This window comes from Serratia sp. T13T92, assembly GCF_047530105.1.
GTDB classification, from domain to species: domain Bacteria; phylum Pseudomonadota; class Gammaproteobacteria; order Enterobacterales; family Enterobacteriaceae; genus Chania; species Chania fonticola.
In genome coordinates, this window is record NZ_JBLJAK010000001.1 from 482634 (window position 1) to 496873 (window position 14240).

A 14240-nucleotide genomic window follows, 5' to 3' on the forward strand; every position below is an offset into this window, starting at 1 on the left:
TTTTCGTCAACGTAATCATCAAGCGCGCTCAGCAAGCCTGACTCTTCGCATTCCGTTAGGGGAATGCGCTTTCGACAAAATGACAGGTAGTTTATGTCGACACCGGCCGAGTCCTCTTCACGATCGAAACTGATTTCTGATACATCCTCAAGCAGCGTATCAACCTCTGTTTCAGTGAAACCGGTCAGGTCAACGTCAAAGCCGCTATCCAACAAATCGGTTAACTCGATTTTCAGTAGTTCCTCATCCCACCCAGCATGCAGCGGTAACTTATTGTCTGCCAGGCGATAGGCTTTTTTCTGCGGTTCGGTCAGGCCCGATAATACGATGCACGGCACTTCTACAATCATCAGCACGTCAGCGGCCATAACCCGGCCATGCCCTGCAATAATTTCGCCAGCCTCATCGATCAACACCGGGTTTGTCCAACCGAATTCCTGAATGCTATCTGCCAACTTTTTTACTTGCTCGTCGCTGTGCAACCGCGCATTACGTGCATAAACAATTAGCGAATCGACTGGCTTATAAACGATTGCCAGCTTTTCCTGTTTTTTTTCTTTGGTCATTTCCGAGGATCCAATAAGATGACCCCGCTCTCGAGAGCAAGTGGGCCTTGGTTCGTACTCATCATGACGATCTTGTGGGTATGAATGGCCGCCGGTAGCTCTAACTACCGGTGGCCGCCCACCTTCCTTTAGAATTTTCTGCTGACTTCTGGATTACCCACTCGGGAAATCCGCCAACAACCATCTACGAATACAGATCGTTTGTGCTAATTTTCTTTGTGGCCAACGCAAAAATTCAGAACAAAATAAAAACCACCAGCAGATAACGGTCAGGGTGACCAGGCAGGAGCTACCGGAGATTTTTCGTGCCTTAATCAGTGCCCGAGCAGACGCTTTTTAATACAAATAATCAATTTAAATTCACCATTATTGTTCATTTTTACACAAATATTTTTATTTACATGCAAAGCTAAATCCATATACTCAATCCGAGTTATAAGTTTGCGCTGTTTTCCCACTAGTACTTCATATCCCTATGTAACACTTGCCCCTTATCAGGAGGGGCTTTTTTTTACTTCCAAAACGTAAAATATCGAGTTAACTTAAGATGCTATTAAATAATTCATCCCGTCATGATCGTTCATACCTTGCAGCGGGTAGTGTTGTAGTCGTACATTGTTCACACCCTTCAATCATTATGTTGATGTCTGATGACCAATATGGAAAATATCTCATGGGCACGGCAGTTTTCTTTTATGGGGGATATTATTCAGAATTTCCAGCTAACATAGCCGTACCGGACTCGTGTTACTGGAATGTCATTATCAAACCCGTACAAAATTGTAATGAGCACATAGAGCACTCTGTTTTATTTACAGATCAGAAAAAAACGCCCTATAATTTATAAGCAAATATATTATTTAAATTAACCGCGATGTTCAGGTGCTGCATAACATGCTCAACCTACAATTAGCTCATTAACAACCTGAAAATAAAAACCCCGGACTATGCCGAGGCTATTGGTTACATGAAAATAGCTAATGGCAACCTTATTAATCCAATTTATTTCTATGATCTTGGCATTTGATACGCAAATAACCATCAAATGTTGGTGGCATATTTACTTTTACAGACCTCATATCCCCAACTCCATACTCATGCATATATGTACTTCTATTTAATTCAAACTCATCGACCTGGATAATAACCTTAGGCTCAGCTATTCCTTTTTGCTGTTCATCAAACACTTTAACTAAGTATGCATCATCATGTTTTTTAATGACATCATAACGAACAAATCGCCCGTCTTTGTGATCTGATATGTAATGACTGTCAAAGTCGTAAATCATGTCGAATGCCTCTCTTTAGTATCGAATTCTTAATCTCCTCCAAATAGAAGAAAGATACAACTCATTTAAAGAGTCATAAAAAACTATCCACTACTGCCTACACTACTCCGGTGCCACTTAATCAATCCCCTAATCCTTGATGAGCACACATCAAGCTGAGTTTGGCTCACTTGCAACGCTATGACAGCATCACCAAACGTCGAGCCGGTGAACGGTGTCTGTTCGCATTGTTGTAATAGCACTTCTGGCGGGTACACGTAGATCAGCTTAGGGGCTGGTGTGGGTGGCATCCTTACCCCGCAAGATGTCGATAACATCATCAGGCAAAGGCTGATTGCCAAAGTCGCTATGTTCCAGAGCCTCGCGTAACGTTCTGTTTTCAGCATCGGCCTTGGCCCTCTTCTGCCGCTCAGTCTTAAGTTGTTCCTCGTTAGCGCGCCGGTCAGCGTCAGCGGCACCTTTTAGCGCCCTGATCGTTTCATCGCGACTTTCCACCATGGCTACCAGCGCTTTGTTGTCCTTTTCAGCTGCTTCCAAATCGTCTGATAACAAGGATGCATACCAGCCCAGACAGATAGCCAACAGCAACACACCTATCGTTCCGAACTTATCCATCATTGCTTCCAACGTGACGGGCCGGTGCGAACGTCAATATGGGTAAACGTGGCATAGCGCCCCACACCGTAGCGGCCCGGATACTTACCTTCAAAATACGCGGCCACTGCGGCTGGCTGAACGCCTTTTACCTGAATGTCGGCGGCGGTACCCAGCAGATGCTGGCTGGACTTTGCCCCGCCAACTTTTGCATTATGTGCCGGGCAACGACGACCACTGACGATGGTGATGGGCACAGCAAAGTGTGTGCGGGCGTCTTCCAGAACCTTGATCAGTTCTGCCGATACCTGGTTAGCACCGCAGCCGCAACGGCATGCAAATTCGTTACTGCTGAAATGCTCTGACAATTTAGAGTTACTGGTCATTTTTCCTGTCCTTTTCATCCAGCGGTGTATTGGTCTTCATGCTGGCAAATATGCGGAGGATAGAGATGCATCTCTCTACCCCCATGCCACCAATGACCACACCGACGATCAGTGCGTTGTCCTGACTCATACCAAACAGCTCGAGGGAATTGATAACGCCTAGCGTTATTAACAAACAGATAAGGCCCGCATAAAGCGCATCAAGCCACGATTTACCATCACGCAGCGTTAATAGCGTCGCCATGCCGAACGCGGCAAAAGAGCCGTATACCGCAGGGGCGTTAAGTTTTATCCACATAAGAAACGCCTCGACAAAGCCGGGCGGCAGGTTGTTATTGTCCATTACCAGTGCTCCGGCGTAAGAAATAAAAAAAGCTCACCTGAGTGAGCCTTGCGAGCCTGATTATTTTTTATCTCAGGCAGTGGTGGTATCTTGGTGGTGCTTAAATCAACCAAAAGGGAAACTTAATGAGCTCGATTCATAATTTATGGCATGCCATCAAATCACGGGTTTGCCATAACCACGGCGTTAGCCTTTTAGATTTTAACAATGGTAACCTTGAGGGCAATCGAGCCAGAAACCGAACTGCGCAACTGTTCGTATTAGAGATGATCCTCTACAAACACCGCCTGCAGTACGCAACGACATTTCAACCTCTAGATGGCAAGGATGCTCTACATCACCTTATTCTCACAAAAACAAAATGGAAACTCGCTGATATAAGATCACTTTCCCTTGAAGACTGCTTGTTTGTGATCCAGGATGAGTTGAGGCTCAGTAGAGTGCCAGAAGAAGCAAAGCATTTACTCAATGCAGCTAACCTTCCAGAAGCAGCCTTTATTTTTGAAGAGCTTCCAGAAGAGGATTGGGCTCCCAAGGAAAACTCAACTTTTCTGGCTTCAATGTAGGTGCGTATTGCCCTCAATCGTTGTCCACTTCCGTGAGTCGCTTGATCAAGGCGGCTCTTTCTGAAATCAAACGATTGTAATGGCTCAGGTGCAATTTTTGCTGACCGAGCCAATCTTCAAGCTGTTCCGGCGTCACGCCAAGATTGTAGAAATACGGTTCGTTCTGCATGTGCATTTCCTCAAGCAGTGATCCGGTCAAAGAAAAGGCCACGCATTAGCGCAGCCCTATGTTTTGTTGATTTTTACCTATTTAACCATGCGTAATATATTGCTTTTATTTATGAAATCATTAATTATACTTACCACTGCCATGATGAAACAGATACTCCATCTGACGTGGTGCCGATTCCCTAGTGTTGGTCATATTGACGCCCACCACCCTAGACGGAGGGTGGTGTTTTTTTTGCATTCAAATCGGCAGCAGTGTAATTATAGATGCCCATCCTGAAGTTGGTGGCATGCCAACCAACAATAACAACATGCCTTTCTGAACGCCTAGCCCTGAACAACCCTAGTTGCTTAGGGCATTTTTTTATCTTTAACAATGTGATAGATAGCACTAGGAAAAATCATGCGTGAATGGCTCCCATTACTACTTTTAGTTTCCACTCTGGCGATTTTGTCAGCATTTTTGTTTTTCAATATGGTTTGGTTCAATTAGCAAAAAGCCCCAGCGGTTAGGCCAGGGCTTGAATGGGTGCCAGTCTTTCCCGGCTGTCACTTCACATCGAGGGGCACATTCACAAACCCGACAAAGGGATCGACTGTGCGTGTCAAAACATAAATGCGCCCCTCTGTTGCGCCAGAATAAGCGGTTGAGCACTCACCGCTAAGATGACCCGACATCATTCCTTTTACAAGCCAGCAAGTGCTCATTCGATTGTTCTGGAGCGGTCAGCGGGAGTCGAACCCGCGTCATCAGCTTGGAAGGCTGAGGTAATAGCCATTATACGATGACCGCTTTGGTGGCCCTTGCTGGACTTGAACCAGCGACCAATCAGTTATGAGCCGACTGCTCTAACCAACTGAGCTAAAGGGCCGAGGCCAGGATACTAATGCAGTCAGGATAATCACACAAGACCCATCAAAAAATCTTTACAATCTTCGGTGTTTCTCCGCTTCGAATTTCTCGCTCAACACAATGCTGTCTGGTAGTAAGGCCCAGGCGACGTAGAAATCATGCGGGACCATTTCATCCATCATGAAAGTGTAAATACCGACGTGATAAACCTCAGCGCCTTCCTCCCAAGCCCGAATATGCCCCTCATGCCAGCCATCACAGGGGTTGAGAATTAACACGTTCTCCCCGTCAAGGTCCTCGGTTGGTCTTTCGCTGGCGGGTCTAAATGTGAGTTGTTCGATATTGGCTGTCTCCATAAATGCAAAAACCCGCACAGAGGCGGGTTTCTCAACGTCAGGCAGAAAACACCCATCGTTAGAGAGAAATTACCACACTTTCGGGAAATGTAAATAGCCCGCAATAAAATCACTCACTATTTTGTCAACCTGTCGTTGCCCTTAACGCCATATTGGCTCTCTCCTCTTCAATATCCAACTGGGTGATCATCTCGTCATAAAATGGCTTCACCGATTTTTTCCATGTATCTAACGAAATACTTTCAGTGATACAAGCGATCGCCCTATAAGCCTGAGTCGAAGGGATTCTTTCATAGCCGCGCCCTGAGCAGCGTTTGCAGGGTTTCTTCACCGGTACGCCTTGGCGCTCTGACTCATCTTTGTCGATGGCTACACCACGACCGCGGCAGTCATTGCAGCCGGATTTTATCACTGTTCTGCCGTTGCATTTTGGGCACACCTTGCGCGTGGTTTCATAGAAAGTATGCTTCACCCGCATTTCCCGACCTTCCAACTGCGTAATCGACGCTGGCAAATCTCCTCGCGCAAAGCTGTCGACAGTGTCGTGGGCCTTCGCCAGCTTGTTCATGACAAATTTCCGCTCTTCGATAAAGCCACTATCACATGCGTCGCATGGTACCTCGCTGGCAGCGCTCCGGGAGAAATCCAAGAATGCGAATGCCGCCAGGGTAAGGATCACTCGGGCTTTGGTTTCGCCCGGGAGTTTGCGAATTGCTGCAACGCTGTCAGAGCGCGCCATACTGTGCTTGGCAAGCAACACTACCGCCTTAACCTTGTCAGCATCACTAATGCCCACCTTACCCAAGAACGCCGACAAGCCCAATTCCGCCTGAGCCTGACACATTCCCAAAGCCCCCATTACGTCACTGATCGTCAAAGAATCCGAAGCCGTCGCAGGAACCGAGTCCCCCAGCATTGGAGATTTCGGTGAGAAATATTTTACTACCGACTCGAGATTCATAATTTTCCTTCCTTTCTCAGAATTGCTTGCGTGCGAAATACGCCCTCGGCGTGGTACAGACGCAGGGTTTCACGGTCATATTCGGTTTTAATGCGGCCATCGATCGCATCGTGACAGTTGCTACAAGCCCAGGCACCCTGAGCATCATCAGGTTTTATCCCGGTACCGCAGGTGCCAGCCAGGCGGTAATGCGCCAGCACGGTGGTGTAGGGATTGAAATTACATACTCCAGGGATCCGGATTTGGCAGTCGCGTCCTTTGGCATCCTTTTTAAGATTGGCCATTATTCGAACTCCAGCAGCTGCAAAGCCACGTTCTCAGCTTCTTGCCTATTGCGGAAACTGCGTGACAGGATGAAATTCCACAGGACGTTGAAAACGGACTTGTACAGGCCTTGGAATGTGTCTTCATCCATTTTGGAAAACGAGATCGATTTGGGTACCCGTTGGCGCAGTCCATTGGGCAGGATCACCTCATCGTAATAGCCAGCTTCAACTGTGGCCCATGCCCGGTAGGGCTCAAAGGACTTGATCACCGCAATTTCTTTGGCGCGCAACTTTCCTACATTAAACAGGTAGTCATCAGCAACTGAGCTGATGATTGCTCCATGCTGGCCGGACATATCAATGAGATATTCGACAAACCCATCAATGAGTTGCCGTTCGGGCAGCATCAATGTGCCGCCGGTTGGTGTCCAGTAATCGAATCCAAATTGCAGGAGTTTGAAAAAACGTTTGTGTAACTGATAGTTACGGACACGGCGGAACTCGGCCTGGATCCATTCTCCAAGCTTTACACGTTGCAAAAAATCGCTGGCCTCGATCGTTGCCGGGGTCAGGATAGTTGGTGCGGATTTTACTAATTGTAGTAACTGCGCCATTGGTTGCTCTCCAGTAGCGCAGCAGGTGATCAGCTGTTCAGGCTGATGATGTATTATACATTACTTTCGTTTGACGATGTAACCAGCCATCCTCAGTATTATGACCATCATATCCATATCAACGACAACCTGATCAGGTTGAAGTGGCATTACTCCCTTTATCTTCCCCTCTTCCGTATAAATAATTGATCGCCCTAAAAATGGTAGCTCAACTGGAAGTTCATATAAAAAATGACCATTCACGGGTTACATCTCCCTAAATTATGGGAGATTAGAAAAAATGCAACTTCCAATGTTTTTAACATACAAATCACCCAGAAATATTAATGGAGTATTGACTGTGCATTCCTATGCGGCGGCAATACATTAAAATCCCTGGTGAAAAAAGTTTTAATCTTAACCGCTTTATTTTGTGTGGATATGTTGCGGCTTTAGATTAATTTGCACCAGTCAACTATTATTATCAATACCACTAAAAGTGGTGGGTCATTGAGTGACCCAGCGGGAAAATAGCCGCAAATAACACGGATAATGCAGACCATTGATAATTAATGGTTATATTATGCAAGAGATTGAGCTGGAACTTAAGAACACCATCAGGAAATTACTTATAAAACATAAGTATAGTAGAAAATGGTTGGCCGGAGCTACAGGTATAGATTATGAGCGTGTAAAGCGGTTACTCAATGACCGAAGCAATCAGAGGTTATCTGTGGCTGACGCTGATTTAATGCTAACTGCGCTCGGGAGTGACCTGCGCCGGGCACTAATAAGCCCACTATTGAAAAAACTTCGTGCCGAAATTGATGAATATGAGTAATGAAAAAGGGGGCTCCCCCCCTTTTTTTATCTTGACTTTCGAATGATGCTTTTCGCTCAATCCCTTAGCAGCGTGACAAAATCATCCTCATTCATAGTATCACTCACCCTCGACCTTGGCCGCTGCACGGTCTAAGCGTTCAATCTCTGCCAGAATGAGTGCACCAGCCTTAACTAAATCGCGGCGCTCCGTTGATGGCCTCCAAAATTCTGCATCCCAAGGCCATTCAGGAGGTGTGTACCCTTGTCCGGGATACGGATTACCGGCGTAAAGGGCATAACAAGCTGCCGCAAAAGCCATTTCGTTATTCTCGTGTTCGTCATCATGATCCGATGTCCATCCCTCAGCGTTGATCTGCCGCTGCCGTTCGGTCATGACATCAGCAAGCGCTGGCTGCTGTAGTCGCCGCTCCAGCTCTGAGTTTGTGCGAAGCTCGTTATCACGCTGCTCGCGAACTAGTTCTAGCCGTTGCTCTGCTGCCTCTGCGCGTTGAATCAGTGCGCTTACATACCCATGTGAGTAGAGTGCAATGTCTTGCCCGCAGCCGTGGGGAATGGCCCACAGAGCGGCATATGTATCGCCATCAGGGCCTTGCATAGACTCCAGTTCTTCGCGGTCTGTGTATGCGATAGGCTGGCTAAGTTCATCGTTGTTGTTCATGGTCTGGATCCTTTCTCAATTTTCCGGATAGCACCCTGTAACATGACCTTGGCATATAGTGCCGGAGCAAGAGCCTTGGGAGCATCACCACCACCAGATAAAACGAACATCGCTTTTGTATGTGACGGAGCAGCCATCAGGTTGGCGATCTGGTTGTTGTTCTTGTCGTTATCCAAATGAATTACTGTATAACCCGGTTTGAGTGGTCCGTTCACACACTCCCAAACATAGATATCCAACCGTATAGGCTTACCTTTGATGTAAACTTTTTGGTAATCCCCTCGACCAGAAAGTCGATATTTCCCCCACCCTTTTCCACGCATGAAGCATCTAACGGCGTCTACAGTTTTATTGGTTTTGAAACGATTATTAAACATCTCTGTAAGAACTGGGTAAGTATTATCTTTGTTCACAAATAGAAATGTTAACTGTTCATCCGTATAGCTAGGTTCTTTTGTTAGATGTTTATCCATTCCACGACCGCGCAGAATCCCCCTAATCGAACCAAAACTTTTATTTGTGCCAAACCTATGATTAAAAATCTCTGTTATTTCTCTACATGTCATGCCGTGACAATGTGCTTCGAGAAATAATATTTGCTCTTGCGGGTATAGTTTGCTCATTTCTCGATCCCCATCACTTTAGGAACATTGCCTGCGTAACCGTCATAAACAGCTTTCTGCGCATCCAGCGCTATCCGGTAGGTGTTCACCATAGTGCCGCAGATCTCTACCACTGCTTTCGCTCTAGCGAGTTCCTCCTGTAAAACCTCACCTTTGATATTCTGATCAGTAACAGTTTCCAGCATGGCGAATTGATGGTTCATCAAATCTTGAATTGTATTCTTCATTGTTCATATACCTTCTCATGTAGCTCATAGGCGTGTGAATATTAATTAAGGTTTACTTATTCCTGGCTAAAGGCACTGCGAGATCTACAGTACAAGAAATGATTGCCACCTCGTTGGAACTCTTGGGTTCACCAAAAACGTAGTATTTGCTTCCTGGGCGGCCCATGACCGGGTCGAGGAAAACAGGCTCTTTCCCCTCAACCAAAACAGCAATCACCTGATGTAAACCACCGACAATATTCAAGGATGGAACAGATAGAAAATAAATAAATCGATTGCGCAGCGTTCCTTGTTTCGGATGTCCATAAAAGTATGGAATACTATAGTGGTCTAACGCATCGTCAAGCCACTCCGCCTTTGACTGGAATTTTTCATGCCAAAGGTCGACAACTTCATCCACTGGCTTTCACGCGACCATCGCAATGCAAGCTGACATGCATGTGTTGAAGGTTGGTTGTTGTTGATGTTCGATCATGCTGCCTGCTCCTCTATGGCAATACACATTTCTGGCAAGTTGGCGCGGACAAGCGCCTCAGCGAACGGCGGCGGTACCGCGTTGCCGCATCTGGCCACTTGCGCCTCTTTCGAGTATTTTTTCCCACGATAATCGCGTTCGATGATGTACCAGTCAGGGAACCCCTGGGCTCTATACAACTCTCTCGGCGCCAGCATCCGCATGCAGATATCAACGATGATGTAATCACCGACACGGATGTAGCCGGGGCGTTCTGCGGGAAATAAGTGGCTATCGTCTGGCTCGTCACTGAATTTCTCCAGTAACCGGGCGCACCACCACGCCCCATAACGCTGTTCCTCCGTAAGTGGTTCCTGGCCGCAGTGTGCCTCATTGATCGCCATACGGTCTTTTGTGGTGACCGAATGCACTGGTGCCGCAACGTCGACAGCTGTCGCTGTGCCATAGTATTTGGTCAGGAAAGCTTGGACGTGCCCGTTATGCTGGCCACTGGCGGTTATCGTCGGTACCGGTTCTGTAATTGGCCTGCCGTCTTTGCACGTGCCCCGCAAATGGACGAGGTGTGACGTGCAAAGTGCATGGTGATCAACTTGGGTAACCGTATGCAATGGCTCATCCAATCCCAGCCCTGCACCGGTGTAGTTTCCGCCATAGTGCTTCACCATGTTGGCTGCTACAACGGCATGCTTTATGCCTCCAGCTACAACGGTACCCAGGGGTTTGTCCAGATCCAGCACTCTTGGTGCCTGGCCAACTCGTTCACCGTATCCCATTTGAATCAAGGTTGCGGATGCGAGCGCTGTATGTGCAGTTGTTGGAATGGTAATCGTCGGTACGTCGACTGTTCGCGGTTTGCCCGAGTATTTCGGGCCGCCTGCCCCAACCAATACAGCGCTCACCGCGTTCACTCGTGAAACGCTCGTAATGGTCTGGTATGGGGTTGTGACAGACTTGGGGCGCATTTGCCCTTCATTGCCACCGGTACAGACAAGAACAGCCGCGGCTATTTGAGTTTTCCCGCCACCACCAGGCATGACCGTTCCCACCGGGGTATCAACCGGTTGGCCGGTACTGTTTCCGAACTGGCGTACTACCACCGGGGCGGCAACCCCAAAGCCGTGGGTTTGCGTTATCGTCTGCAGCGGAAGCCTGCCAGATTGCCCCCGGAAACAATGGTATTTGGTTTTGTTCGATGTGTGATTGCTTTTCACGACATACGGCTCGATCAAAAGGTGTTCTGCTTTGCTAGTGATCGTCGTTAATGGCTGTTCTGTTGAATACTGCCGGCCGTCACCACCGAAACCGGTTTGCCCAATTTGAACAATGTAGGGATCTGGATTATTTATAACGAACCGTTGCAAGCCTTTAACGATGCGGCGCAGAGTGTTATCTGCCAGATCCTTCTTTCTGCCAAAAATGCTTTTGGTTGGAAGTGACCAATCGATAATTTCGGCAGCTGTACGCCAGGGTTTTAGTTTTCCGCTCTTAACCTCTTTAGATTTCGGATCCCCGTGGGTGGGTTCGGGCCAAACTGTTGGATTACCATCACAGCGGGCCATCATGAAAAAGCGCTTACGGATAGTAGGAGCGCCATAGTCACAAGCTCTCAACTCACGATACTCAACCGCATAGCCCAATCCAGCTATCAGGCGACGGTGTTCGTCACTGCCCTCTGCTATACCCAAAATTTCGCAGCACTCAGCCAACGCAGGGTGATCTGCATCAATGCCGGTGGTCAGCATTGCTATAAACCCGAGAAAAGTTTCCCCAACACGATCTGGGCATGGGTAGTCATTGCCGTTCTGGTCTGTAACGAGCGGCCCCCACGTTTTAAATTCCTCCACGTTCTCCATTGCGGTAACCCGCGGGCGAACCTTCAAGATCCATCTGATTTTTATCCAGGCCAATCCCCTGATTTCTTTTTTAACCGGTGCGCCGCCCTTCGCTTTCGAAAAATGTCTGCAGTCGGGGCTAAACCACGCCAAGCACACAGGCTTGCCAGCTGTGGCAACCACCGGATCGATATCGAACACAGATTCACAGTAATGCAACGTGTCCGGATGATTGGTTTCGTGCATAGCGATCGCATGTGGGTCGTGATTAATCGCAATATCAACGCTGCGGCCGGTGGCCAACTCGATACCCGTTGACGCACCACCACCACCGGCAAAGTTATCAACAATAATTTCTCTCATTGGTATTGCCCCAAGGTATCGGCCAGCACTTTGGCAACGGAAGTAACAGTGGGCATAGGGATCCCTTCTAACCACATGCGATTGATATGGTGCCGGAGCCGTTTTTGATGGCACTCCGGCAAGTTTTCCGCGCTGTCAATTTGGGTGATCACCATTTCGACCTCTTTGGGCCAAACTGTATTTTCAACCGGGATCAGCAGCATGGTTTCAAGTTCGATGATCCGATTAATGGCGTTTTTCAGGATTATTTCGTCCATAGCACCGCCACCATTGTGATGATCAATATCCAAAACGTGCCGCTGGCGATGCATATCATTTTCCAGGGATTTCGTAACATCCATTTTTTTGATCTCACTCTTCATGATGGGCCTCGCTTGGTAGACCAACCGGATCGTATTGCCACGCGATAAAGTTTTGAGGCCATTGACGCACCACCCAGTCTTGAATAAAACGCCGTACTGGTTGACCCTCATACACGCCACCAAGAGTTTTACGACAAGCAACTAATACCTGGTAGGGCTGTTCCTTCTTTTCAGGTAGTTGCTTGTCAGGGCTGATCCACTTATTCAGTTCGCTATTAGTTGCCATCCCCGGCCCTCCACTCGTTTAAACTCAACCACCCAGCACCACGGATTAGCCTGCCAACTTTCAGCGCCGTAGATTGACTCCCAGAGTCGTTGAAAAGCCACCTTGGCGGTTGCAAAGTCACCTTTTGGGGTGAGATATGCATCAGGGATATTTGGCAGCAATTCGCCTGCAGGCGTTACTCCTTCGGCCTTTGCATCGTCGTTGCTGATATCGCCCAGGCGCTCAACCCGTACGCCGGTAATTTCCAATACCAGGCGGCAAGCGTGGCACGGCATGTGAATCGATGGTCGCCATGGAAAACCACGGGTTTCTCGGCTTTCTCCCTTAAAATCCACTTCATAGACGGGTTGCCAGTAGCTGTCATGCTGCTCTGGGACGCTTGGAGCGTATGTAATTTCATCCTCGTCATATTCGCTATGGATCAACTGCCATGTTTCGCGCACCCACAGCTGATCGCCTACCTGGCCGAATGGGCAGACTTTAAAGCAGTTAGCAAAATTGCGGATGGTATCCTTGTGGCTGGAGCCAATGCCGTATGCATAGCCATTCCAATTAAACCCGGTGCGCTCACTAAGCGTCGGTTGTGGTTTGATTACGCGCCGCGTCTGCGTCTTGCGTCCGTCGAGGATTGCGCGAACCATCTCACTATTGAAAATTATCGGGCGCTCTTTCATACCAGGCCCTCCAGCAGATCGACAGCAAATGCACGTGCCTGAAGTGCAGCAAATTGATGGGCCGCACCGAGATGTTTTGCACCTGCACGCTCAGCAGCGGATGATTTCTCTTCCTGCTGTTCTGCGAATTTCTCAACCAATTTCGTCTCAACTTCTGCCAGTGCTACGTTGGTAGCGGAGAAGTTCAATTCCTCGGCACATGGGATAACATCGCCGTATATGCGTTCCATTGCCTGCTGCCAGCCATATTCCATTGCGTCGTATCGGTCAGTGATACCGCGGTCTTCTAAGCCACACCCCATACCTTCAGGGTGATACTGGGGCTCGTTATCCAAGTTAGTAACGGAGTCGATGATGGCTTTCATCGCCGCACACTCAGCGGTCAGCGCCAGATTCTCGTCCATGAGGCTCTTTACCGTCGCCTCTACAGGCTCGGTGTAACCCGACAACGCATCGCTGGCCCATTGCTGCATGCGCTCGCCTTCAGTCGCCGGGTCCATCTTTTTGATGCCTGCTAGCGTTTGAACGTGATTTGCATTTCTCGCTGCTACCGCATTCAGTTCCTGCCTAAGCTGGTCCCGCTCTACCTTGAGGGCTTCATAGCTCAACACGTTAATCATGCTGATGCCCACCCCTGGACAGACGCCAGTGCCTGATCGAACATTTTGTGCAAATGGCAGAAGCGCAGTTCAACTGGGTTGAAGTGCCAGAGCCTTTTATCGCTGGGGGTGTTTTGAGAATTAGAACGATAATTTACCTCCCCTCGCGTAATAAAACTTTCGCTGGCACTGATCAGTGTGTAGCGCGCCTTGTTCCCCTGGCTTTTGACAACAATTTCAGCGTGGGGAGATCGAACCATATTCCTCAGTCGAGTGAGGATTGACATGCGAGTGAGGTCACCATCTGGATAAACCTGGTGTGCCAGCTCGTAAATTTCGCTGGTGCTCAGTTCCTTACCCAGGATCAGATCGACGAATTGCCTTGTTGTAATTCTGGTTTTTTTGGTCATTGGTTTA

22 protein-coding genes, 2 tRNA genes and 1 pseudogene are annotated in these 14240 nt (G+C 48.1%); 3 read left to right on the top strand and 22 right to left on the bottom strand.

Annotation, left to right across the window (positions count from 1 at the left end; genetic code table 11):
- Positions 1-113: 113 nt before the first annotated feature.
- A pseudogene (locus ACMV5I_RS02195) lies at positions 114-566 on the bottom strand (ParB/Srx family N-terminal domain-containing protein); the annotation flags it as partial.
- A 547-nt stretch (positions 567-1113) separates the two neighbouring features.
- On the opposite strand from ACMV5I_RS02195, the gene ACMV5I_RS02200 reads away from it, so the two are divergent.
- On the top strand, positions 1114-1413 hold the full coding sequence (locus ACMV5I_RS02200) for a DUF1883 domain-containing protein (protein WP_414823555.1): 300 nt from the start codon (positions 1114-1116) through the stop codon (positions 1411-1413).
- A gap of 145 nt (positions 1414-1558) precedes the next feature.
- On the opposite strand, the gene ACMV5I_RS02205 is transcribed toward ACMV5I_RS02200, so the two are convergent.
- The 4 genes from ACMV5I_RS02205 to ACMV5I_RS02220 form a co-directional block, all read right to left on the bottom strand.
- Positions 1559-1855, bottom strand: a complete 297-nt coding sequence (locus tag ACMV5I_RS02205) for a hypothetical protein (protein ID WP_223499330.1) — start codon at positions 1853-1855, stop codon at positions 1559-1561.
- 267 nt (positions 1856-2122) lie between these two features.
- Positions 2123-2473: a hypothetical protein gene (locus ACMV5I_RS02210; RefSeq protein ID WP_414823556.1), complete on the bottom strand. Its 351-nt coding sequence runs from the start codon at positions 2471-2473 to the stop codon at positions 2123-2125.
- Positions 2470-2835, bottom strand: a complete 366-nt coding sequence (locus tag ACMV5I_RS02215) for a D-Ala-D-Ala carboxypeptidase family metallohydrolase (protein ID WP_414823557.1) — start codon at positions 2833-2835, stop codon at positions 2470-2472. Before ACMV5I_RS02215 ends, ACMV5I_RS02210 begins: the two co-directional genes overlap by 4 nt.
- On the bottom strand, positions 2825-3178 hold the full coding sequence (locus ACMV5I_RS02220) for a phage holin family protein (protein ID WP_223664477.1): 354 nt from the start codon (positions 3176-3178) through the stop codon (positions 2825-2827). Before ACMV5I_RS02220 ends, ACMV5I_RS02215 begins: the two co-directional genes overlap by 11 nt.
- 125 nt (positions 3179-3303) lie before the next feature.
- On the opposite strand from ACMV5I_RS02220, the gene ACMV5I_RS02225 reads away from it, so the two are divergent.
- Positions 3304-3744 carry a hypothetical protein gene (locus tag ACMV5I_RS02225; RefSeq protein WP_414823558.1) on the top strand — a complete coding sequence of 147 codons (441 nt, stop codon included), beginning with the start codon at positions 3304-3306 and terminating at the stop codon, positions 3742-3744.
- A 13-nt stretch (positions 3745-3757) separates the two neighbouring features.
- On the opposite strand, the gene ACMV5I_RS02230 is transcribed toward ACMV5I_RS02225, so the two are convergent.
- The 7 genes from ACMV5I_RS02230 to ACMV5I_RS02260 form a co-directional block, all read right to left on the bottom strand.
- Positions 3758-3913 carry a hypothetical protein gene (locus ACMV5I_RS02230; RefSeq protein WP_223499325.1) on the bottom strand — a complete coding sequence of 52 codons (156 nt, stop codon included), beginning with the start codon at positions 3911-3913 and terminating at the stop codon, positions 3758-3760.
- A 717-nt stretch (positions 3914-4630) separates the two neighbouring features.
- A tRNA-Gly gene (locus ACMV5I_RS02235) sits at positions 4631-4705 on the bottom strand.
- A gap of 2 nt (positions 4706-4707) precedes the next feature.
- Positions 4708-4784 (bottom strand) — tRNA-Ile (locus ACMV5I_RS02240).
- A 55-nt stretch (positions 4785-4839) separates the two neighbouring features.
- Positions 4840-5043, bottom strand: coding sequence for a hypothetical protein (locus tag ACMV5I_RS02245; RefSeq protein ID WP_414823559.1), 204 nt, complete (start codon positions 5041-5043; stop codon positions 4840-4842).
- A 202-nt stretch (positions 5044-5245) separates the two neighbouring features.
- Positions 5246-6082, bottom strand: coding sequence for an antitermination protein (locus ACMV5I_RS02250; RefSeq protein ID WP_414823560.1), 837 nt, complete (start codon positions 6080-6082; stop codon positions 5246-5248).
- Positions 6079-6366 carry a DUF1364 domain-containing protein gene (locus tag ACMV5I_RS02255; protein WP_414823561.1) on the bottom strand — a complete coding sequence of 96 codons (288 nt, stop codon included), beginning with the start codon at positions 6364-6366 and terminating at the stop codon, positions 6079-6081. The genes ACMV5I_RS02250 and ACMV5I_RS02255 overlap by 4 nt, the downstream gene beginning before the upstream one ends.
- Positions 6366-6962, bottom strand: a complete 597-nt coding sequence (locus ACMV5I_RS02260) for a DUF1367 family protein (protein WP_414823562.1) — start codon at positions 6960-6962, stop codon at positions 6366-6368. Before ACMV5I_RS02260 ends, ACMV5I_RS02255 begins: the two co-directional genes overlap by 1 nt.
- A 562-nt stretch (positions 6963-7524) precedes the next feature.
- Between ACMV5I_RS02260 and ACMV5I_RS02265 the strand changes: the two genes are divergently transcribed.
- Complete coding sequence (locus tag ACMV5I_RS02265) at positions 7525-7782, top strand: helix-turn-helix domain-containing protein (RefSeq protein WP_414823563.1); 258 nt, start codon at positions 7525-7527, stop codon at positions 7780-7782.
- A 99-nt stretch (positions 7783-7881) separates the two neighbouring features.
- Here the strand turns inward: ACMV5I_RS02265 and ACMV5I_RS02270 are convergent, their stop codons facing one another.
- The 10 genes from ACMV5I_RS02270 to ACMV5I_RS02315 all read right to left on the bottom strand — a co-directional run bounded on the left by ACMV5I_RS02270 (position 7882) and on the right by ACMV5I_RS02315 (position 14233).
- The gene (locus ACMV5I_RS02270) at positions 7882-8442 is read right to left on the bottom strand and encodes a hypothetical protein (protein ID WP_414823564.1); all 561 of its coding nucleotides are present in this window, start codon (positions 8440-8442) and stop codon (positions 7882-7884) included.
- On the bottom strand, positions 8439-9065 hold the full coding sequence (locus ACMV5I_RS02275; protein WP_414823565.1) for an HNH endonuclease: 627 nt from the start codon (positions 9063-9065) through the stop codon (positions 8439-8441). The genes ACMV5I_RS02270 and ACMV5I_RS02275 overlap by 4 nt, the downstream gene beginning before the upstream one ends.
- The gene (locus ACMV5I_RS02280; protein ID WP_414823566.1) at positions 9062-9292 is read right to left on the bottom strand and encodes a hypothetical protein; all 231 of its coding nucleotides are present in this window, start codon (positions 9290-9292) and stop codon (positions 9062-9064) included. The genes ACMV5I_RS02275 and ACMV5I_RS02280 overlap by 4 nt, the downstream gene beginning before the upstream one ends.
- Before the next feature lie 52 nt (positions 9293-9344).
- Complete coding sequence (locus ACMV5I_RS02285; RefSeq protein ID WP_414823567.1) at positions 9345-9692, bottom strand: hypothetical protein; 348 nt, start codon at positions 9690-9692, stop codon at positions 9345-9347.
- A gap of 71 nt (positions 9693-9763) precedes the next feature.
- Positions 9764-11962, bottom strand: a complete 2199-nt coding sequence (locus tag ACMV5I_RS02290) for a DNA cytosine methyltransferase (protein WP_414823568.1) — start codon at positions 11960-11962, stop codon at positions 9764-9766.
- A complete protein-coding gene (locus ACMV5I_RS02295; RefSeq protein WP_414823569.1) occupies positions 11959-12324 on the bottom strand; it encodes a hypothetical protein in 366 nt (121 codons plus the stop codon). Before ACMV5I_RS02295 ends, ACMV5I_RS02290 begins: the two co-directional genes overlap by 4 nt.
- Positions 12314-12550, bottom strand: a complete 237-nt coding sequence (locus tag ACMV5I_RS02300) for a hypothetical protein (protein WP_414823570.1) — start codon at positions 12548-12550, stop codon at positions 12314-12316. Before ACMV5I_RS02300 ends, ACMV5I_RS02295 begins: the two co-directional genes overlap by 11 nt.
- Complete coding sequence (locus tag ACMV5I_RS02305; RefSeq protein WP_414823571.1) at positions 12529-13224, bottom strand: hypothetical protein; 696 nt, start codon at positions 13222-13224, stop codon at positions 12529-12531. The genes ACMV5I_RS02300 and ACMV5I_RS02305 overlap by 22 nt, the downstream gene beginning before the upstream one ends.
- The gene (locus ACMV5I_RS02310; RefSeq protein ID WP_414823572.1) at positions 13221-13844 is read right to left on the bottom strand and encodes a hypothetical protein; all 624 of its coding nucleotides are present in this window, start codon (positions 13842-13844) and stop codon (positions 13221-13223) included. Before ACMV5I_RS02310 ends, ACMV5I_RS02305 begins: the two co-directional genes overlap by 4 nt.
- A complete protein-coding gene (locus ACMV5I_RS02315) occupies positions 13841-14233 on the bottom strand; it encodes a hypothetical protein (protein WP_414823573.1) in 393 nt (130 codons plus the stop codon). Before ACMV5I_RS02315 ends, ACMV5I_RS02310 begins: the two co-directional genes overlap by 4 nt.
- Positions 14234-14240: the final 7 nt, after the last annotated feature.